The 19,034-nt window shown below is 70.2% G+C and carries 17 protein-coding genes and 1 tRNA gene; 9 read left to right on the forward strand and 9 right to left on the reverse strand.

Annotation, left to right across the window (positions count from 1 at the left end):
- Positions 1–236 precede the first annotated feature (236 nt).
- The 6 genes from mscL to G5C60_RS31250 all read right to left on the reverse strand — a co-directional run bounded on the left by mscL (position 237) and on the right by G5C60_RS31250 (position 6,080).
- Positions 237–710 carry a large conductance mechanosensitive channel protein MscL gene (gene mscL / locus G5C60_RS31225; RefSeq protein ID WP_165264363.1) on the reverse strand — a complete coding sequence of 158 codons (474 nt, stop codon included), beginning with the start codon at positions 708–710 and terminating at the stop codon, positions 237–239.
- 135 nt (positions 711–845) lie between these two features.
- Positions 846–1,409: a hypothetical protein gene (locus G5C60_RS31230; protein ID WP_165264364.1), complete on the reverse strand. Its 564-nt coding sequence runs from the start codon at positions 1,407–1,409 to the stop codon at positions 846–848.
- A gap of 202 nt (positions 1,410–1,611) precedes the next feature.
- Positions 1,612–2,454 (reverse strand): S-methyl-5'-thioadenosine phosphorylase, encoded by an 843-nt coding sequence (locus G5C60_RS31235; protein WP_165264365.1) that lies wholly within the window; start codon positions 2,452–2,454, stop codon positions 1,612–1,614.
- A 79-nt stretch (positions 2,455–2,533) separates the two neighbouring features.
- The gene (locus G5C60_RS31240) at positions 2,534–2,872 is read right to left on the reverse strand and encodes an FmdB family zinc ribbon protein (RefSeq protein ID WP_165264366.1); all 339 of its coding nucleotides are present in this window, start codon (positions 2,870–2,872) and stop codon (positions 2,534–2,536) included.
- A gap of 68 nt (positions 2,873–2,940) precedes the next feature.
- Complete coding sequence (locus G5C60_RS31245; RefSeq protein ID WP_165264367.1) at positions 2,941–4,230, reverse strand: MFS transporter; 1,290 nt, start codon at positions 4,228–4,230, stop codon at positions 2,941–2,943.
- Between the two features lie 344 nt (positions 4,231–4,574).
- Positions 4,575–6,080: a potassium/proton antiporter gene (locus tag G5C60_RS31250; RefSeq protein ID WP_165264386.1), complete on the reverse strand. Its 1,506-nt coding sequence runs from the start codon at positions 6,078–6,080 to the stop codon at positions 4,575–4,577.
- A 210-nt stretch (positions 6,081–6,290) separates the two neighbouring features.
- Between G5C60_RS31250 and G5C60_RS31255 the strand changes: the two genes are divergently transcribed.
- Complete coding sequence (locus G5C60_RS31255; protein ID WP_165264368.1) at positions 6,291–9,032, forward strand: penicillin acylase family protein; 2,742 nt, start codon at positions 6,291–6,293, stop codon at positions 9,030–9,032.
- An 80-nt stretch (positions 9,033–9,112) separates the two neighbouring features.
- On the opposite strand, the gene G5C60_RS31260 is transcribed toward G5C60_RS31255, so the two are convergent.
- On the reverse strand, positions 9,113–9,685 hold the full coding sequence (locus G5C60_RS31260; protein ID WP_206440227.1) for a 5-formyltetrahydrofolate cyclo-ligase: 573 nt from the start codon (positions 9,683–9,685) through the stop codon (positions 9,113–9,115).
- A 146-nt stretch (positions 9,686–9,831) separates the two neighbouring features.
- Between G5C60_RS31260 and galU the strand changes: the two genes are divergently transcribed.
- The 8 genes from galU to G5C60_RS31300 all read left to right on the forward strand — a co-directional run bounded on the left by galU (position 9,832) and on the right by G5C60_RS31300 (position 15,728).
- Positions 9,832–10,734, forward strand: coding sequence for a UTP--glucose-1-phosphate uridylyltransferase GalU (gene galU / locus G5C60_RS31265; RefSeq protein WP_165264370.1), 903 nt, complete (start codon positions 9,832–9,834; stop codon positions 10,732–10,734).
- 5 nt (positions 10,735–10,739) lie between these two features.
- Positions 10,740–12,062, forward strand: a complete 1,323-nt coding sequence (glp, locus tag G5C60_RS31270) for a molybdotransferase-like divisome protein Glp (protein WP_165264371.1) — start codon at positions 10,740–10,742, stop codon at positions 12,060–12,062.
- Positions 12,063–12,116: 54 nt separating this feature from the next.
- Entirely contained in the window at positions 12,117–12,596 is a 480-nt protein-coding gene (gene moaC / locus G5C60_RS31275) for a cyclic pyranopterin monophosphate synthase MoaC (protein WP_165264372.1), read from the forward strand.
- Positions 12,593–13,096, forward strand: coding sequence for a MogA/MoaB family molybdenum cofactor biosynthesis protein (locus G5C60_RS31280; RefSeq protein WP_165264373.1), 504 nt, complete (start codon positions 12,593–12,595; stop codon positions 13,094–13,096). Before moaC ends, G5C60_RS31280 begins: the two co-directional genes overlap by 4 nt.
- Entirely contained in the window at positions 13,093–13,752 is a 660-nt protein-coding gene (locus tag G5C60_RS31285; protein ID WP_206440233.1) for a GNAT family N-acetyltransferase, read from the forward strand. The genes G5C60_RS31280 and G5C60_RS31285 overlap by 4 nt, the downstream gene beginning before the upstream one ends.
- A 187-nt stretch (positions 13,753–13,939) precedes the next feature.
- Positions 13,940–15,313, forward strand: a complete 1,374-nt coding sequence (sepX, locus tag G5C60_RS31290; protein ID WP_165264375.1) for a divisome protein SepX/GlpR — start codon at positions 13,940–13,942, stop codon at positions 15,311–15,313.
- An 86-nt stretch (positions 15,314–15,399) separates the two neighbouring features.
- A tRNA-Ala gene (locus G5C60_RS31295) sits at positions 15,400–15,473 on the forward strand.
- A gap of 45 nt (positions 15,474–15,518) precedes the next feature.
- Entirely contained in the window at positions 15,519–15,728 is a 210-nt protein-coding gene (locus G5C60_RS31300; RefSeq protein ID WP_165264376.1) for a hypothetical protein, read from the forward strand.
- A 38-nt stretch (positions 15,729–15,766) separates the two neighbouring features.
- On the opposite strand, the gene G5C60_RS31305 is transcribed toward G5C60_RS31300, so the two are convergent.
- Both G5C60_RS31305 and G5C60_RS31310 read right to left on the reverse strand, forming a co-directional pair.
- Complete coding sequence (locus G5C60_RS31305) at positions 15,767–18,262, reverse strand: FtsX-like permease family protein (RefSeq protein ID WP_165264377.1); 2,496 nt, start codon at positions 18,260–18,262, stop codon at positions 15,767–15,769.
- Positions 18,256–19,020 (reverse strand): ABC transporter ATP-binding protein, encoded by a 765-nt coding sequence (locus tag G5C60_RS31310; protein ID WP_165264378.1) that lies wholly within the window; start codon positions 19,018–19,020, stop codon positions 18,256–18,258. Before G5C60_RS31310 ends, G5C60_RS31305 begins: the two co-directional genes overlap by 7 nt.
- Positions 19,021–19,034: the final 14 nt, after the last annotated feature.

Raw genomic sequence — 19,034 nt, forward strand, 5'->3', positions numbered from 1 at the left:
AATGCTAGTAGGAAGAGTAAGATGTGGATAAGAGAAAGAGCCCGCCCTGGTCTTCGACGACCCGCTGAGCCAGCAGTCCTCGGACGACACGGACCGTGGATGGGGCGAGCGGCCCAGCGGTGACAGCGCCGGGGACCTGGCCCGCTTCCTGGACGAGAAGCCGCCCCACCACCTCTGAGCCCGGCGGCCCCGGCCAACGACAGAGGCCAATATGAGGACCCGCCGAACGGCGGGCGCTAATGCTCGGTGTGTCCCGAACGGCGCTGGGCCACCAGAGCGTCGCGGATCTCCTTGAGGACCTCCAGCTCGGTCACCTCGATCACCTCGTGCATGCCCTCCTTCGCCTTCTGGCGGGCCGCCTGCCGGGCCAGGTACTTGGACATCGGCAGCACCATCAGGAAATAGACGACGCCCGCGGTGATCACGAACGAGAGCGTCGCGCCGAGTACCGAGCCCCACATGATCCGGACGCCGGTCGCGGTGTCGCCGGTGCCTGCGCAGGGTCCCTTGATGCAGGAGCTGTAGTGGTCCAGGTTCTTCGTGCCGATCGCGCCCACCAGTGGGTTGATGACTCCCTTCACCACTGAGTTGACGATGCTGGTGAAGGCCGCGCCGATGACTACCGCCACTGCCAGATCGACGACGTTCCCGCGCATCAGGAAGGTCTTGAAGCCCTCCCAGACGCCCGGCTCCTTCTTGTTCTCGCTCACCAGGGAGCCCCTCTTCAGCCGCACGAGTTGTGGAACGAACAGCTCCGCAACCTACGGCAGGGCGTGGCGAGCCTGTCCAACGGCCCAGCTCCAACGACGGACTTGACAGCCAACCGAAGATCTTCTTGAGCAGGCTCAGCACACCGTCACCGCCAACCGAGAGGTCGCGCCTGCTCCGGCCAGCCGCACCGCCGTCTGCCGCGGCACGGACAGCACGACCAGCGCACCGCCCTCGGCCACGCCGTCCAGGGCCTCGGGCACCTTCGTCACCCGCACCCCGCGCGCGACCACCCGCGCGTCACCGCCGCCCGCCGCCGACTCCTCCGCCGCGACGACATCGACACGGTCGCCCGGCCGCAACAGCCGTACGGTCGCGCCGTCGGCGATCCGCACCGGCGCCGTGACCATCTCGACAGGGGGCCGCTCCCGTACGGGAGTACCTGCCACGGTCGACTGTGCCGAAGTGGGGGGAGTGCCGGCGGAGTGGGCCCGCGCCCGGCCTGCGTCCCTCGGCCCCGCCGCCACCAGCGCGGCAGCGGTCACGGCGAGTCCCGCGGCCACGGCCCGCCTTCTGTGCCGTACGAGCCGTCGCAGCTGGTACCGCCCACCACGCACCCGCACGGGAGCGAAGTGCGGCACCTCGCATGTACCGGGCGCGTCCGTGCCCAACGGGCGCGGAAAGGAAGGGAGGAGCGACACGAGAACCACCACCAGCGGTCGGGAGATCGGCTTGCGATGCCAGATTGCGGCCTCGCGCCGAATCCCGCCGAGGCCCGTGGACTACCGACCGGTTGTGGACAACTCGCTCACCCGAAGGGGAAGTTCCTCACCGAAGAGGAGCCTGTTCCCCGGCGGGGAACTCCCACCCCCACACGCACCAAAGCCCCACTCGCCGCCTTCCCTACGCCAGGTCGAACCCCGGATCCATCCCGCCCAGCGCCTTCGCGCACAGACAATCCCGCGTCCCGTTCTCAGGCAGCCCCGCCACCGCGTCGAACAGAACACCCCGCAGCCGCTCCACATTCTCCGCGAACACCTTCAGCACCTCCTCGTGCGAGACCCCCTCCCCGGTCTCGGCCCCCGCGTCGAGGTCGGTGACCAGGGTCAACGACGTGTAGCAGAGCTCGAGTTCACGGGCGAGCGCTGCCTCGGGATGCCCGGTCATGCCCACCACCGACCAGCCCTGCGCCTGGTGCCACAACGATTCGGCACGGGTGGAGAACCGCGGCCCCTCGACCACCACGAGCGTCCCGCCGTCCACCGGCTCCCAGTCCTGCCCGCGCGCAGCCTCCAGCGCGGCCTTGCGCCCGACGGGGCAGTACGGGTCGGCCAGAGACACATGCACCACGTTCGGCACCTGGCCCCCGGGCAGCGGCATCCCGTCGAAGTAGGTCTGCTCCCGGGACTTCGTACGGTCCACGAACTGGTCCGGTACGAGCAGCGTGCCGGGGCCGTACTCGGGGCGCAGCCCGCCGACCGCGCAGGGACCGAGCACCTGGCGCGCCCCGACGGAGCGCAGCGCCCACAGGTTGGCGCGGTAGTTGATGCGGTGCGGCGGCAGATGGTGGGCGCGGCCGTGGCGGGGAAGGAAGGCGACCCGCCGCCCGGCGATCTCGCCGAGGAAGAGGGAGTCGCTGGGCGCCCCGTAGGGCGTGGCCACCTGTATCTCGGTCACGTCGTCGAGGAAGGAGTAGAAGCCCGAGCCGCCAATGACGCCGATTTCGGCGTTCTCCGTGTTCGCCATGACCGCACCCTAGCCGGGCCCGGAAACGCCACGGACCCCGCCGTCGTACGACGACAGGGTCCCGTTAAGGAAGAAAGCGTTACGCGGCCGAGCTGCTGCTCGAGGAACTGCTGGAACCGGACGACGACGAGCTCGAGGACGACGACGAGTTCGAGGACGACGAGTCCGAGGAGGAGGACGAGGTCGTGGCGGGAGCGGTCGCCGAGGACGACGACTTGGCCGTCGAGCTGCTCGACGAGGAGCTGCGGCTGTCGTTGCGGTAGAAGCCGGAGCCCTTGAAGACGATGCCGACCGCGGAGAACACCTTCTTCAGGCGGCCATCGCAGCTGGGGCACTCCGTCAGGGCGTCCTCGCTGAACTTCTGCACCACCTCGAGGCCCTCGCCGCACGCGGTGCACTGATACTGGTAGGTCGGCACTTGTCTTCCTCCTGGCACTCTCACTCGATGAGTGCTAACGACGCTCCATAGTGACCTATTCCCCGGGATCAGTCCACTGTCAGCGGTACGCGGTGACCGACGCCACGTGCGACGGTCCGGCCCGTCGGCCTGGGCGTGAGCCGCGAGCGCAGGGCCACGAGGGTCGCCAGAGCCAGCAGGGTGCCGCCCATCGGGACGAGGAAACCGGCGCCGTCCCAGAAGCGGTCCTCCAGCTGCCCGGCGACGGTGACGGCCGCCGCCTGCCCGAGCGCGACCGCGCCGGTCAGCCAGGTGAAGGCCTCCGTACGGGCACCCACAGGCGTCAGGCCCTCGACCAGCGTGTAGCCGGTGATCAGGGCGGGCGCGACGCACATGCCGACCAGGAGGCCGACTCCGGCGAGGACGATCACGGAGTGCGCGGCCCACAGGCCGGAGGCGGTCAGGGCCAGCGCCACGTATCCGATGACCAGGCGGCGGCGCGGGGCCACCTTCCAGGCGACGGCGCCGCAGACGATGCCGGACAGCATGTTGCCCGCGGCGAAGATGCCGTACAGGACCCCGTTCAGGCCCGGCTCGCCGATCGACTCGGTGAACGCGGCGAGCGAGACCTGCATGCCGCCGAACACGGAGCCGATGCCCAGGAAGACCACGATCAGGACGCGTACTCCGGGGACCGACAGGGCGGAGGCGTGCTCCACGCGCGCGTGCCCGTCGAGACGTACGGAGGGCTGCGTGCTCTGCTGGGCCGCGAACAGCAGGCCGCCGACCAGGGTCAGTGCCGCCTCCGTGAGCAGGCCCGCCGCCGGGTCCACGGCGGTGCACAGCGCGGTCGCCAGCAGCGGGCCGAGTACGAAGGTCAGCTCGTCCGTGACGGACTCGAAGGCCGCCGCGGTCGTCATCAGGGGTGAGCCCTGGAGCCTGACGCCCCAGCGGGCCCGCACCATCGGCCCGATCTGCGGGACGGAGGCGCCGGTCGGGACGGCCGCCGCGAACAGCGTCCACAAGGGAGCGTCCGCGAGGGCCAGCGCCGTCAGGGAGAGGCCGGCCAGAGTGTGGACGAGGACGCCGGGCAGCAGCACGGCACGCTGGCCGTGGCGGTCGGCGAGACGGCCGGTCAGGGGCGCGAACAGTGCCATGGAGACACCGGTCACGGCGGCGACGGCGCCGGCGACCCCGTACGAGCCGGTGGTGTGCTGCACGAGCAGTACGAGGGACAGAGTCAGCATCGCGAACGGCTGCCGGGCGGCGAAGCCGGGGAGCAGGAACGTCCAGGCGCCACGCGTGCGCAGCAGTTGCCCGTATCCAGGGCGGGAGGTGACCGATGTCCTGGCGGACTCGGAGGTGACCGTGGATGCCACGGCCCGTGCCTTTCTGCCACCTGGTGGCGCGCGACCCCTTTTGCTTCGTTCGCCTCCGGGGCGCTCAAGTCGGTGACGAGACCGCGACCGTGCTCAGCCCTTCGGGCCTCCGCGCGCTCGCGCTCTCGTCACCGACGCGCCCCTTCGGCTCACCCTGCGGGGGGCGCCGAGAGCTGTCCTCTTGCGCGGAACTGCGGTAGATACCGGGCCCCGTGAGGGCAGCGGCCGCCATACGGTCGCGCCAGCTCTGCGTCAGGCAGAGTTGGTTCGATCTGAGTGCGCCTTCATCGTACAGGTATCGGTGATCGTGCCCCTGTGAAAGCGAACACCCGAGCCGCATTCACCTACGATGTGCCGTTTCCGCCCGTCCCCAGCCATCCTGCCAGCTTGCCGCCCTGTCCGACCGCCCGCAGTCGCCCCTCGGCCGCGTCCCGTACGGGGTCCGTGGCCACCACGAGGAGTTCGTCGCCGCGTTGCAGGATCGTGGTGGGCAGCGGGACGAACGACGTTCCGTCCCGTACGACCAGCGTGACCGCGGCGCCCGGGGGCAGTCGCAGCTCGTTGACCTCGACGCCGTGCATCTTCGATCCCTTCGGGATCGCGACGGACAGCAGATGCCCGCGCAGTCGCTCCAGGGGCGCCGATTCGATGCCCAGGTCGGCGGCCTCGGTGGCGGACTTGTCCAGGCGCAGCTTCCGGGCCAGCCAGGGGAGGGTCGGGCCCTGCACGAGGGTGTAGACGACGACGAGTATGAAGACGATGTTGAAGATCCGGCGGCTGTCCTCGACGCCGTTCACCATCGGGATCGTGGCCAGGATGATGGGCACGGCGCCGCGCAGGCCCGCCCAGGACATCAGGGCCTGCTCCGGCCATCCGAGCCGGAACGGCAGCAGCGCGACGACGACGCTCAGCGGCCGCGCCACCATGGTCAGCACCAGCCCGATGACGAGCGCGGGCAGGAAGTCGTCCTTCAGCTCGTGCGGTGTGACCAGCAGGCCGAGCAGGACGAACATGCCGATCTGGGCGATCCAGCCGAGCCCGTCGGCGAAGCCGCGGGTGGCGGGCCAGTGCGGCAGCTTCTGGTTGCCGAGGACCATCGACGCCAGATACACGGCGAGGAAGCCGCTGCCGTGGGCGAGCGCCCCGCCGGCGTACGCCATGACCGCGATGGCCATGACGGCGATCGGGTAGAGGCCGGAGGCGGGCAGTGCCACATGGCGCAGCCCGTACGCGCCGAGGAAGCCCACCGCGAGGCCGATGGCCGCGCCGATGGCCAGCTCCAGGGCTATCTTGCCGAGCAGTGCGTACCAGTGCTCCACAGGACCGGCCGTGGAGAAGGCGACGACGAGGATGACCACCGGAGCGTCGTTGAAGCCCGACTCGGCCTCCAGCATGCCCGTCACGCGCGCGGGGAGGGGTACTTTGCGCAGCACCGAGAAGACCGCCGCCGCGTCCGTCGAGGACACCACCGCGCCGACGATGAGGGCTTGCCGCCACTCCAGGTCGATCAGGTAGTGGGCCGCCGTGGCCGTGACGCCGACGCTCACCGCGACACCGACCAGGGCCAGTGAGGAGGCGCCGGGAAGCGCTGGCTTGATCTCTTTCCACTGCGTGCCGAGACCGCCCTCGGCCAGGATCACGACCAGGGCGGCGTACCCGATGACCTGGGTCAGTTCGGCGTTGTCGAATTGGATGCCGCCGACGCCGTCCTGTCCCATGGCGACGCCGATGCCCAGGTAGACGAGCAGGCTGGGGAGCCCGCTGCGCGAAGAGATACGAACCGCTGCCACCGCGACGAGCAGAACGAGCGAGCAGACGAGCAGGAGCTGGTTGAGCTGGTGGACAGTCAGCGGCTGTTCCCTTCTCGGTGGTGCAAGTACTTCGTTACCTTACCTAACTCTTGACGCTTTCTTGACGATCGCGCATGCGGCCGGAACTCCGGAACCTGCGCGTTCCCGACTCCGCGTCAAGGCGCGCCAAGCCCTGACCTATGGTTGCTCCAGCGTTCAGTCAAAAGCACGGCCCCGCCTGCCGCTCGCGTGAGGACAGCAAGGACAGCGATGCCCCCCAACACCACCTCCTCTTCCGGTCAGAAGTCCGGCAAGTCCGGCAGGAAGAAGGGGCGCAGAGCCCGTCTGATCGTGATCGCCCTGATCCTGGCCATCATCGGGGGCGTCGCATACGGGGCGTTCTGGTCGATCAGCACCGTGCGTGCCTCCTTCCCCCAGACCAAGGGCTCGATCGCACTCGACGGTCTGTCAGGACCCGTCGACGTCAAGCGTGATGGCAACGGGATCCCGCAGATCTACGCCTCCTCCGACGAGGACCTGTTCATGGCGCAGGGCTATGTCCAGGCGCAGGACCGGTTCTACGAGATGGACGTACGCCGCCACATGACGTCCGGCAGGCTCTCCGAGATGTTCGGCGAGAGCCAGGTCGACAAGGACGAGTTCCTGCGCACGCTCGGCTGGGACCGGGTCGCGGAGGAGGAGTACAAGACCAAGCTGTCGGCCGAGACGAAAAAGTACCTCCAGGCGTACGCCAAGGGAGTCAACGCCTACCTCCAGGGCAAGGACGGCGAGGACATCTCCCTGGAGTACGCGGCCCTCGGTTTCTCCAACGACTACCGGCCCGAGGAGTGGACTCCGGTCGACTCGGTGGCCTGGCTCAAGGCGATGGCCTGGGACCTGCGCGCCAATATGGAGGACGAGATCGACCGCTCGCTGATGACCAGCCGCCTCGGTCCGCAGCAGATCGCCGACCTGTATCCGGAGTATCCGTACGACCGGAACAAGACGATCGTCCAGGAGGGCGAGTACGACAGCGTCTCCGGGGAGTACGAGCAGAGCGGCTCCGGTACGTCCACGGCGGGCTCCGGGCTCGCCGGCGGGGCCACGGCCCCCTCCGGGCTGCAGAGCCAGCTGGCGGGCCTCTACAACGTCCTGGACGACGTCCCCGAGGCCGTCGGCGTGAACGGCAACGGCATCGGCTCCAACTCCTGGGTCGTCGGTGGCGCTCACACCATCAGCGGCAAGCCGCTGCTCGCCAACGACCCGCACCTGTCGCCGTCGCTGCCCTCGGTCTGGTACCAGATGGGCCTGCACTGCAAGAGCGTCTCCGACAAGTGCCAGTACGACGTCTCCGGGTACACCTTCTCGGGCATGCCGGGCGTGGTCATCGGCCACAACAAGAACATCGCCTGGGGCATGACCAACTCCGGTGCCGACGTCACCGACCTGTACCTGGAGAAGCTCACCGGGGACGGCTACGAGTACGACGGCAAGGTGAAGTCCTTCACCACCCGCGAGGAGAAGATCAACGTCGCGGGCGGCGACAGCAAGACGATCGTCGTCCGGGAGACCGACAACGGGCCGCTGCTGTCCGACCGCGACGACGAACTCGTGAAGGTCGGCAAGAAGGCCACCGTCGACCAGTCGGCACCCGACCGCGGCGACGGCTACGGCATCGCGCTGCGCTGGACCGCCCTGGACCCGGGCACCTCGATGGACGCCGTCTTCGCGATGAACAAGGCCGCCGACTGGGAGGGCTTCCGCAAGGCGGCCGCCCTGTTCGACGTGCCGTCGCAGAACCTGATCTACGCCGACACCGAGAACAACATCGGCTACCAGATGCCCGGGCGCATCCCGAAACGCGGTGAGGGCGACGGCTCGCTCCCGTCGCCCGGCTGGGACTCCAAGTACGAGTGGACCGGCTACATCAAGCAGTCCGAGCTGCCCTACGAGTACAACCCGAAGCGCGGCTACATCGTGACCGCCAACCAGGCCGTCGTCGACAAGGACAAGTACCCCTACACGCTCACCACGGACTGGGGCTACGGCACACGCAGCCAGCGGATCTCCGATCTCATCGAGTCGAAGCTCAAGGGCGGCGGCAAGGTCTCGACCGACGACATGCGCCAGATGCAGCTCGACAACAGCAGCGAGATCGCCAAGCTCCTGGTGCCCCTGCTGCTCAAGATCGACGTCCCCGACAAGGACGTACGGGACGGGCAGAAACTCCTGGAGGGCTGGAACTACACCCAGGACGCCGATTCGGCGGCGGCCGCGTATTTCAACGCGGTCTGGCGCAACATCCTGAAGCTCGCCTTCGGCAACAAGCTGCCCAAGGAGCTGCGGGTCGAGGGCCAGTGTCTGTACGTCGAGCCGGTCGACACCACGGGACCGGCCGACGAGGACCGGCGGGTGCGCGAGTGCGGCCAGCGTGACGCGGACAGCGCGCAGCCCGACGGCGGCGACCGCTGGTTCGAGGTGGTCAGGTCGATCCTCGACGACGAGGACAGCGACTGGTGGCAGGCGCCCGGCAACCGCACCGACAAAGCGGCCAAGAACCGCGACCAGCTCTTCGAGCGCGCCCTGGAGGACGCCCGCTGGGAGCTGACCGCCAAGCTCGGCAAGGACATGGACACCTGGAACTGGGGCCGCCTGCACCGGCTGTACCTGAAGAACGAGACCATGGGCACCGAAGGCCCCGGCTTCCTGCAGTTCATGCTCAACCGAGGCCCGTACAACATGGGCGGCGGCGAGGCCGCGGTGAACGCCACCGGCTGGAACGCCGCGGGCGGCTACTCCGTCGTCTGGGTGCCGTCGATGCGGATGGTGGTGAACCTCGACGACTTCGACAAGTCGAAGTGGATCAACCTCACCGGCGCCTCCGGGCACGCCTACAACGCCCACTACATCGACCAGACGGACAAGTGGGCCAAGGGCGAGCTGCTGGACTGGGTCTCCTCGGAGCGGGCGGTCGACGAGGACACGGAGGACACGCTGGTGCTGAAGCCGTGAAAATGGCCCTCCACGCGCGCGTGGAGGGCCATTTCGCTTACGAGCGTCTACGGGGAGAGTCACCCGTCCGTCCCGTCCCGTCACCGGAAGCGACGTACTCCCGAAGGGGTGACCACCGCGTGCACCGGCCGGTCGTGCCGTTCTTCAGGGACACGATCGACCACTTCGGAGTCGTACAGCAGCACCACCAGCGCCGGATCCGCGCCCGCCCGCTCCAGCCTCGCGAGCACCCGGTCGTACGATCCACCGCCGCGCCCGAGCCGCATCCCGCGCGCGTCCACGGCGAGCCCCGGCAGCAGGACGGCGTCGGCCGCGAGCACGGCGTCCGGTCCCAGGCGCTCACCCGCGGGCTCCAAGAGGGCCATTTTCCCCCGGTGTTGTACGCGGACGAGCGAGCCCTCTCCGTCGTACGCACCCCAGTCCAGGTCGTTGTCCGCCATCAGGACCGGCAGCAGAACCCGCACCCCGCGCGCGTGGAGGGCCTCGAGGAGCGCGCGCGTGCCCGGTTCGTTCCCCACGGAGACGTACGCCGCCACGGTGCGCGCGTGCGCCAGTTCCCGCAGTTCCAGGGCGCGGGCGGCGAGCGCGGCCTCCGTTTCCGCCACGTCATCAGCCGTCAACCGGCTTCTCACCGAGAGGAACCCCTGCCGCAAGGTTCGCTTGCCAGGCTCCGCACGCGGTCTCGGCTGACTCACAGTTCGCTCCCGTACCCTTGGTCATGCGCCGTCATGCGTTCATATGAGCGCGAATTAACCGGAGCCACATATTCCGTGCATAGGCACCGGATATGGTGACCGGCATGACTCAGTCGCACCCCAGGATCAGCAAGGCTGTCATCCCCGCAGCAGGCCTCGGTACCCGGTTCCTGCCGGCCACCAAAGCCACTCCCAAGGAGATGCTGCCGGTCGTCGACAAGCCGGCGATCCAGTATGTGGTCGAGGAAGCCGCGTCCGCGGGCCTCGACGACGTCCTCATGATCACAGGCCGCAACAAGCGTCCCCTCGAGGACCACTTCGACCGCAACTACGAGCTGGAATCGGCCCTTCAGAAGAAGGGCGACGCCGGCCGGCTCGCCAAGGTGCAGGAGTCCAGCGATCTCGCGACCATGCACTACGTACGCCAGGGCGACCCCAAGGGCCTCGGCCACGCAGTCCTGTGTGCGGCACCGCACGTCGGCCACGAGCCCTTCGCCGTACTCCTCGGCGACGACCTGATCGACCCGCGTGACCCCCTTCTCGCGCGCATGGTCGCGGTCCAGGAGCAGTACGGCGGCAGCGTGATCGCCCTCATGGAGGTCGCGCCGGAGCAGATCCACCTCTACGGGTGCGCGGCCGTCGACACCACCGAGGACAGCGACGTGGTCAAGGTCCACGACCTGGTCGAGAAGCCGACCGCGGCGGACGCCCCGTCGAACTACGCGATCATCGGCCGTTACGTCCTCGACCCGCACGTCTTCGACATACTGCGCAAGACCGAGCCGGGCCGCGGCGGCGAGATCCAGCTCACCGACGCCCTCCAGCAGCTCGCCGCGGACGAGAAGGTCGGCGGACCCGTGCACGGCGTCGTCTTCAAGGGCCGCCGCTATGACACCGGCGACCGAGGCGACTACCTGCGTGCCATTGTCCGACTCGCGTGCGAACGTGAAGACCTGGGCCCGGACTTCCGGACCTGGCTTCGCAGTTACGTCACCGAGGAGATGTAGCAACTTTGAGCAGCGCCGCGACCCGCGTCACCGGCCAGGACCACCTCTGGTCGGTGACCGAGCACCTGGAGGACATCCTCACGACCGTCCGCCCCCTCGAACCCATCGAGCTGCAACTCCTCGACGCCCAGGGCTGCGTCCTGGTCGAGGACGTCACGGTGCCGGTCTCCCTGCCGCCGTTCGACAACAGCTCGATGGACGGGTACGCGGTCCGGGTCGCCGATGTCGCGGGCGCGAGCGAGGAGTTCCCGGCCGTCCTCACGGTCGTCGGGGACGTCGCGGCGGGTCAGGGCGAGCCGCTCCACGTGGGTCCCGGCGAGGCCGCCCGCATCATGACGGGCGCCCCGCTGCCGCCCGGCGCCGAGACCGTCGTCCCTGTGGAGTGGACCGACGGCGGCCTCGGCGCGGGCCCCGTCTCCCGGATGCGTGCCCACAGCGCGGCCCCCGAGGGCGCCTCCGGACAGGTCCAGGTGCACCGCCCGGCACCGGCACGCGCGCACGTGCGCGCGAAGGGCAGCGACGTCAAGGCCGGGGACCGCGCCCTCGAAGCGGGCACGATCCTCGGCCCGCCGCAGATCGCGCTGCTCGCCGCGATCGGTCGCGGGACCGTACGCGTGCGCCCGCGCCCGCGCGTGGTGGTCCTGTCCACGGGCAGCGAACTCGTCCAGCCCGACGAGGAGTTGGGCGACGGCCAGATCTACGACTCCAACAGCTTCGCCCTGACCGCCGCCGCCCGCGACGCCGGAGCCATCGCGTACCGCGTGGGCGCCGTCACCGACGACGCCGAGATCCTCCGCGCCACCATCGAGGACCAGCTCATCCGCGCCGACCTCCTGGTCACCACGGGCGGTGTCAGCGTGGGGGCGTACGACGTCGTCAAGGAGGCGCTGGAGTCCGTCGGCGACGAGGACGAGGCGGGCAGCGGCATCGAGTTCCGCAAGCTCGCGATGCAGCCCGGCAAGCCCCAGGGCTTCGGCTCCATCGGCCCCGACCACACCCCGCTGCTCGCTCTGCCGGGCAACCCCGTGTCGTCGTACGTCTCCTTCGAGCTGTTCGTACGCCCCGCGATCCGCACCCTGATGGGCCTCGACGACGTCCACCGGCCCACGACCAGGGCAGTCCTCAAGACCGACAAGGCGCTCACCTCGCCCGCCGGACGCCGTCAATTCCTGCGGGGCCGGTACGCGAACGGGGAGGTGACCCCCGTCGGCGGCGCCGGATCGCATCTGATCGCCGCTCTTGCCCACGCCGACGCGCTGATCGTGGTCCCCGAGTCCATGGAGTCCGTCGAGCCCGGCACCGAGGTCGAAGTGGTCCTCCTCGGCTGACCGGCCCCACTTGGCGGTACCGTGTCGCGCACAACAGGCCCGACCGGGAGCGCCATGAGTACCAACGACCGACTGACCCACATCGACGAGGCGGGCGCCGCCCGCATGGTCGACGTGTCCGGGAAGGACGTGACCGCGCGCACCGCCCGCGCCAGCGGCCGCGTCCTGATCTCGCCCCGGGTGGTCGAGCTGCTGCGCGGCGAGGGCGTTCCCAAGGGCGACGCTCTCGCCACCGCGCGCATCGCGGGCATCATGGGTGCCAAGCGCACACCGGATCTGATCCCGCTGTGCCACCCGTTGTCAGTGTCGGGTGTCAAGCTTGATCTGTCGGTTGCGGACGACGCCGTCGAGATCCTGGCCACCGTGAAGACCACCGACCGTACGGGGGTGGAGATGGAGGCCCTCACCGCGGTCAGCGTGGCGGCTCTCACCGTGATCGACATGGTCAAGGCGGTCGACAAGGGGGCGGTCATCACGGACGTACGGGTCGAGGAGAAGACGGGCGGCAAGTCGGGCGACTGGAGCCGGGCATGACGTATCGCGCCCTTGTCGTCACGGCGTCCAACCGCGCCGCCGCCGGGGTCTACGAGGACAAGGGCGGCCCGCTGATCGCCGAGGGCCTGGTCTCGTACGGCTTCGAGGTGGACGGACCGCGGGTCGTCCCCGACGGGGACCCCGTGGAGGCCGCACTGCGCAGCGGTGTCGAGGCCGGGTACGACGTCATCGTGACCACCGGCGGCACCGGCATCTCGCCCACCGACCGCACCCCCGAAGCCACCCGGCGCGTCCTCGACCACGAGGTACCGGGCATTCCGGAGGCCATCAGAGCGTTCGGGAGACAGAAGGTGCCCACGGCGGCGCTGTCCCGGGGGCTGGCCGGAGTCGCCGGGCGGACGCTGATCGTGAACCTGCCGGGCTCCACCGGCGGGGTCCGGGACGGGCTCGCCGTCCTGCGGCCCCTGTTGATCCACGCCGTCGACCAGCTGCGCGGCGGCGATCATCCAAGACCCAGCGGCAGCGGGGGTGCGAGCTGAACAGCCCATCCTGGCCGGTCGAGCTGGTGGACGGTGATGTCGTCCTCCGGCCCATAAAGATGCGTGACCACCGGGCCTGGCGCGAGGTCAACCGGCGCAACCGGGACTGGCTGCGCCCCTGGGAGGCGACCATTCCGCCGCCCACGCCCAGCGGGCCGATAGCGCACCGGCCGACCTACCGCCAGATGGTCCGGCATCTGCGCGCCGAGGCCAACGCGGGCCGGATGCTGCCGTTCGTCATCGAATACCAGGGCCGGCTCGTCGGACAGTTGACGGTCGCCGGAATCACCTGGGGTTCGATGTGCTCGGGCCATATCGGGTACTGGGTGGACGAGGCGGTGGCCGGGCGCGGAGTGATGCCGACGGCCGTCGCTCTCGCGGTCGACCACTGCTTCCGCGCCGTGGGACTGCACCGCATCGAAGTCTGCATTCGCCCCGAGAACGGCCCCAGCCGCCGGGTCGTGGAGAAACTCGGATTCCGCGAGGAAGGACTTCGTCCACGTTATCTTCACATCGACGGGGCCTGGCGTGACCACCTCGTCTTCGCGCTCACGGCAGAAGAGGTCCCCGAGGGCCTGCTCAGCCGCTGGCAGCGGACACGCTCGCGGAACACGTCCGAAAACTCACCGCGAGACACCCCCCGGAACACCGCCTAACACCGCCCAAATGAAATATGTGTTCGAAAATGATCGGTGATCGACCACCCTCGGGCATTAATTTCCCGCTCCCGGTGGCCTGCTGATCGCATCGGTCGCAAAAAAAGCTCGAAATATCAGCCAGATCGTGCGACACACCGACGCAATTGGCAGATGGCCTCACGCAAACCCCTCTACCGTGTGAGGCGTGAGCAGCAGCGGCCTCATCTACGCAGTCATTGTCGGGGCCTGGGCCGCCTACTTGGTGCCCATGTGGCTCCGTAGGCAGGACGAGCTGAATGAGGCCCGTCCGACGGAACGCTTCAGCACCGCCATCCGGCTGCTGTCCGGACGGGCGGGTATGGAGCGCCGGTACGCCAAGGACCTGCGGGCGCGCTCCACCGAAGAGGGGGAGCACCACGCCGAACCGGACGGCCTCACCGACTCGGTGGACGCCCGGGCCTTCGCCATGCCTCAGACCCGGCGCGAGGCACGGGGCAAGGTCGCGGACGCACAGGACAGTGCGCGGGGCGTACGCGGTGGCGGGCGGCCCGAGGCGCAGGGTGGGCCTTCGGGCAAGCGGGGCTCCGACCCGGCTCCCGATCCGCGGTCCAAGTCGGCATCCGCGGCGTCGACGTCCGGTGCCAAGTCGTCGTCGCAGGCAGGCCGTTCGGCGGGGGCCAGACCGGTGCCCCAGCAGGGGGCCAAGTCCGGAGGCAAGCCGAGCGCCGGCCAGTCGACATCCCCGGCGCGACAGTCCTCGTCCTCGGAGTCGGCCTCGTCCGCGGCGTCTCGTGCCCGGCGGGTGGCGTCGGCGGAGGCCGCCGCGCGCGCCCGGCGCTCGAAGGTGCTCGCGCGCCGTCGGCGTACGACGACTGTCCTCTTCCTCGCCTTCACGCTCGGCGCGATCGTGGCGGCCGTCGGAGGCCTCGCGTTCCTGTGGGCGCCCGGGGTGCCGGCGATACTGCTGAGCGTCTACATCGCGTATCTGCGCTCCCAGGAGCGGCGGCGGTTCACATACACGATGGACCGCAGGCGGGCCGAGGCCGCGGCGCAGCGGCTGCGGGAACGGCAGCCCCGGCGGCGACCGCCCGCCGAGCCGGGCACAGCGGACGACTCGGAGGACGGACCGGAAACGACCACTGACCCCGGTCTGTCCGCGCTGGCTGCCGACCGCCGTGCCCTCGTCGAGCAGACCGATCACGCGGAGTGGGTCGACCAGCAGCGCGAGCGCCGGCGCGGTCCCGCCGGCGGCGACAGCTGGGACCCCGTACCGGTACCGCTGCCGACGTACGTGACCGCCCCGGTCGCCCCCCGCGCCACGTCCGGCGTCGACTTGGGCGCGCCCGACGCGTGGAGCTCCGCACGGTCGAGCTCGGCCGAGCGCCCTGCGTCACAGGCGGGCGAGGCGGCTCCGGCGGCTTCGGCGACGGAGGACGAGCCGGGCGAGCCCGACGCGGACTCGGACGGCGCCGCGGACGCGCGCCGCGCCGCATCGGCTCGCCGCGCCCGCGAACGGGGCCGCACTCCGCTCTTCGACCAGTACGAGGACGGCGACCGCCCGCGCGCCGCCAACGAGTGACGGCGCCGCCGAAGCCCCACCCCTGACCAGCCAGGAACGGATTTCCAAGCACCCGGACGGGGATGCTAGAGTTTCCTTCGTTGCAAGGGCCTGTGGCGCAGTCCGGTAGCGCACCTCGTTCGCATCGAGGGGGCCAGGGGTTCAAATCCCCTCAGGTCCACGCAGCTCAAAGCCCCTACTGGTGATCACCGGTAGGGGCTTTGGCATGCCGTACAGCAGCGAAGGACAGCATGTCGACGTCGAAGGCAACCGGACACCTGAAATCCTCGTTAAATTCCTCGTCTTGGCCGGCCTGTTGTACCTCGTGACTCGCGTCTTCTATTGGGGTGAATGGATCCCGTTCGCCGGAGCCAGCGTCTACCTGCAATACCGTCAGCGGCAGGAATCCGATCGGCACGAGTACCACCGCAACTGACTCCAGGGAAGCGACCGGGAGGTCGTCGGCCCCGGCTGTCAGTCGTGTGCGCCCGCCAGTTCCACCGGCCTGCGGCGCAGGGCGAGCGCGGCGGGGGCGGTCGCCGAGAGTACGGCCAGGACCGCGCAGGCGGTCACCGTCGTGCCGAGTGCCGGCCAGGGGATTTCGAGGGACGTTCGCACCGACAGGATGGCCAGGGCGCTCCACATGCCCAGGAGGTTCAGCACGGTGACCAACAGGCCGAGTACTCCGCCCACCGTCACCACCAGCAGTGCCTCGGCGGCGACCATGCGCAGCACCTGCCAGGTGGTGGCGCCGGCCAGGCGTAGTACGGCCAGGTCACGGATCCGGTCGGAGGTTGCCATGACCATGGTGTTGGCCAGGGAGATGCCGGTGTAGAGCAGGGCGATGCCCAGGACCAGCAGGGAGCCGATTCGGGTCGTGCGGTTGGTCTCGGGGTAACTCGCCTGCACCCACTGGTCCTTGGTGAGGACCTTGCCGCCCGATGTGCGTACCGCCTCGCGCAGGTTCGTCGCCACCGTGGATGGGTCGGCGCCGGCCGTGAGGGCGATGTCGACTCGGTCGACGGTGGCGCCCGGGGCGTTGCGCGGCGTGACGTAGGCGCCGTTGTCACCGGTGCCGATGGCCAGTACGGCGGCGATCCGCAGGGACTTCTTCGTGCCGTCGCCCAGCCACACGTCCACACGCTGGCCCACGGTGTGTTTCTCCCACTCCTCGTTGACGACGATCGAGCCGTCGTCGAGGTCGCTCACCCTGCCGGCCGTGACCGGCAGGCGGGTGGTGTCGGCGAGGGCATCGGGGTCGGCGGCGCGGGCCTCGGACTTGATGAGGGCCACGCCCTCCTCCAGGACGTACACGGCGCTCGACGAGGTCGCGGAGACCTTGGTGCCGGGTACGTCGCGCAGCCGCGCCACCGTTGCCGGGTCGAAGCCGGTGTCGTCGGCCGGGGCGACCACGAAGTCGGCGGCCGTCTGCTCGCGGGTCTCGGTGGCCTTCGCCTCGTTCAGGGTGGCGGTGGCGCCGAGCAGGGAGCCGGCCAGCGCGACCGTGACCAGGACGGGTGCCGCGATCGCGGCGGTGCGTCGTACGCCCGCGGCCGCGTTCTCCCGTACCAACATGCCGCCGGCGCCCGGCAGTTGGGCCGGGAGCCAGGCGATCAGCCGGGTCAGCGGACGTACCAGGACTGGGGCGAGCAGTGCGACCGCGGTGATCAGCAGCATGGGGCGGCTGATGTAGGTCTTGCGGTGCAGCAGGTCGCCCGGATCGCTGAACAGGGCCAGGCCCAGGGTCACGGCGGCGGTCAGCAGCAGCGCCGCGCCGGACAGCCCGCGGCCCCACGTCATCGTCCGCGCATCCACGGACGCCTCGCGCAGCGCCTGGGTCGGTGCGGTCCTCCCGGCCCGCCAGGAAGCCGCCGCCGCCCCGCACAGCGCGACGAGCAGGCCCGTCCAGAAGGCCATGTGGTACGGCCAGGTGTGGTCGCCGATGGTGAACCAGCGCGGCGCGAGACCGCCGTCGACCACCCACTCGGCGAGCCGCGGCGCACCGTACGCACCGAGGACGCAGCCGGCGGCGGAGGCGAGTACGCCGACCACGAAGGCCTCTGCGAAGACCATGCGGCGGATCTGGCCGGGGGTCGCCCCGGCGGTGCGCAGCAGCCCGAACTCCCGGCGCCGCTGGGCGACCGCGAACGCGAAGGTCGACGCCACCACGAACACCGACACGAAGCCGGTGACGCCGCCGGCCGTGCCGAACAGGGCGTTCATCGCGGTGAGCGCCTCGCTGTCCCGGTCCGGGTCGGCGTCCGCGAGCCTGCGCTCGTCGCCGGTGAGGACGCGGATGCCGTCGCTGCCGCCCACCGCCTCGCGTACGGCGGCGGCGTCCGCGTTGTCGACGACGAGCTGGGTGCTGTGCGGCGACAGCTCGGCGGCGCGCGCGTCGGTGTAGAACACGGCGTTCTCGAAGCCGCCTGCTGCGACGGATCCTGAGACTCGTACGGTCGCGGCGACCTGCACGGTGCCGACGACCCACAGGGTGCCGCGATCGGTCCGTACGTGCTCGCCCGGCCTCGCCCAGTGGCCGCTGACGACGACCTCGTCGGGCGCCCGGGGCGGGCGTCCCGCGTCGATCTCGTACGGGGCGAACGCCGCGGTCGACCAGGGGTGGCCCACCAGGTCGGCGGGCCCGCCCCGCGCCCGTACGGCGAAGGACCGGTCCTCGACCACCGTCCCGAGGTCCTTCAGTCGCGCGACGACCTCGTCCGGAACGGCACGCGGATGCGCGAGCCGCTGCGTCTTGTCTCCGATCGCGGTGGGTACGCGCAGGGTGTCCGCGCCCTTCACGACGACCGGCGCCGCGGCGAACCGCTCGGGCGCGCGTTCGGGCGCGTCCAGTGAGGAGGCCAGGGCCAGGCCCGTCACGGTGATCAGGGCGACGCCCAACGAGAGTGCGACGAAGCTGCCGGCGAAGGTGATCCAGCGCGTGCGCAGGGTGTGCAGGGCGGTGTTCAGCACGACTCGGCCTCCCGCACCGTGCGGCCCGCCACCGGGTGCAGCCCGGTCATGTGCGCGGCGATGTCCTCGGCCGACGCCCCGGCCAGCTCGCCGTCGACCCGGCCGTCGACGAGGAGGACGACGCGGTCGGCGTACGAGGCGGCCACCGGGTCGTGCGTGACCATGATGATCGTCCGGCCCTCGCGGTCCACCATGCCGCGCAGCAGGGCGAGGACCTCGCGGCCGGTCCGCGAGTCGAGGGCACCGGTCGGCTCGTCGCCGAAGAGGACCTCGGGGCGGGTGATCAGGGCGCGGGCCAGGGCGACGCGTTGCTGCTGGCCGCCGGACAGCTCCGCAGGCCGGTGCCGCGCCCGGTCGCCGAGTCCGACCTGCCGCAGCACCTCCTGCACCTGTGCCTTCGCGGGGCGGCGGCCGGCCAGGCGCAGCGGCAGCGTCACGTTCTGCTCCGCGGTCAGGGACGGCAGCAGGTTGAACGCCTGGAAGACGAAGCCGATGCGCTCGCGGCGCAGCCGGGTCAGCTTGGTCTCGCTCAGCCCGGTCAGCTCGGTGCCGCCCACCGTGACCGAGCCCGACGTGGGCCGGTCGAGGCCCGCTGCGCACTGCAGCAGGGTCGACTTGCCCGAACCGGAGGGGCCCATGACGGCGGTGAAGGTGCCTTGGGGGAAGGAGAGCGAGACCTGGTCGAGCGCGGTCACGGTGCCCCCGCCCGACCCGTATCTCCTGCTGACGGAGCGCAACTTGATCGCGTCGATTCTCATTCCTCCACGAAACC

Origin of the sequence: Streptomyces scabichelini (genome assembly GCF_011045015.1) — a bacterium.
Lineage (GTDB): Bacteria > Actinomycetota > Actinomycetes > Streptomycetales > Streptomycetaceae > Streptomyces > Streptomyces scabichelini.

What these genes read in the sequence shown, in the direction of transcription:
- G5C60_RS31235 (WP_165264365.1), bottom strand. Translation starts at nt 2,454, where the DNA reads ATGGCGAACACGGAGAACGCCGAAATCGGCGTCATTGGCGGCTCGGGC.
- G5C60_RS31255 (WP_165264368.1), top strand. Translation starts at nt 6,291, where the DNA reads ATGCCCCCCAACACCACCTCCTCTTCCGGTCAGAAGTCCGGCAAGTCC.
- galU (WP_165264370.1), top strand. Translation starts at nt 9,832, where the DNA reads ATGACTCAGTCGCACCCCAGGATCAGCAAGGCTGTCATCCCCGCAGCA.
- moaC (WP_165264372.1), top strand. Translation starts at nt 12,117, where the DNA reads ATGAGTACCAACGACCGACTGACCCACATCGACGAGGCGGGCGCCGCC.
- G5C60_RS31280 (WP_165264373.1), top strand. Translation starts at nt 12,593, where the DNA reads ATGACGTATCGCGCCCTTGTCGTCACGGCGTCCAACCGCGCCGCCGCC.
- G5C60_RS31300 (WP_165264376.1), top strand. Translation starts at nt 15,519, where the DNA reads ATGCCGTACAGCAGCGAAGGACAGCATGTCGACGTCGAAGGCAACCGG.
- G5C60_RS31310 (WP_165264378.1), bottom strand. Translation starts at nt 19,020, where the DNA reads ATGAGAATCGACGCGATCAAGTTGCGCTCCGTCAGCAGGAGATACGGG.